Source organism: Vibrio sp. 970, assembly GCF_033339075.1.
Map to the genome: position 1 here is coordinate 1 of NZ_JAWOTW010000272.1, position 733 is coordinate 733.

Here is a 733-nt window from a genome sequence, read left to right on the forward strand (position 1 = left end):
ATGTCGTTGCTGCCGCTCCGTACGTCCGCTTTACAGGTTTAGCCGAAAAAGGCAGCAAACTTAAGGCGATTGAAGTGCGTGGTGTGGATCCTGCGTATGAGCAAGCGGTGTCGAGCATGTCTGACTTTATTGATCCAGAGGCGTGGCAAAACTTTTACTCAGGTCAACAGCAAGTGATTTTAGGTCGAGGAGTTGCAAATGAGTTGAAGGTGCAAGTCGGTGACTACGTCACGTTGATGATTCCTCAAACGGGGGGCACAAATAAAGTTCAAGCGCCGAAACGTGTGCGCGTCAAAGTGGCGGGCTTTTTGACGTTGAACGGCCAAATTGATCATTCATTGGCTTTAGTTCCGCTGGCGGATGCGCAGCAATACGCTCGTTTAGGAGACGGCGTAACTGGAATTTCTCTAAAAACCGATGATGTTCTTGATGCGCCTTCGATCGTTCGAGAAGTCGGCAACCTTGTGAATGTGTACGTATATTTGAAGAGTTGGCAGCAGCAGTTTGGCTTTCTCTACCGTGACATTCAGTTGGTACGCACGATCATGTATTTGGTCATGGTATTAGTGATTGGTGTGGCGTGTTTCAATATTGTCTCGACATTGATGATGGCGGTGAAGGACCGCGCAGCAGAGATCGCAATTTTGCGTACGATGGGGGCAAAAGATGGTCTGATTAAACGTATTTTCGTTTGGCAGGGCGTCTTCTCTGGAGTGTTTGGTAGCCTTGTCGG

General features: G+C 48.6%; 1 protein-coding gene. It reads left to right on the top strand.

The window, feature by feature from the left end; all coding sequences use genetic code 11:
* The coding region (locus tag R7Q11_RS26125; RefSeq protein WP_225466995.1) for an ABC transporter permease at positions 1-733 on the top strand (733 nt) is incomplete at both ends.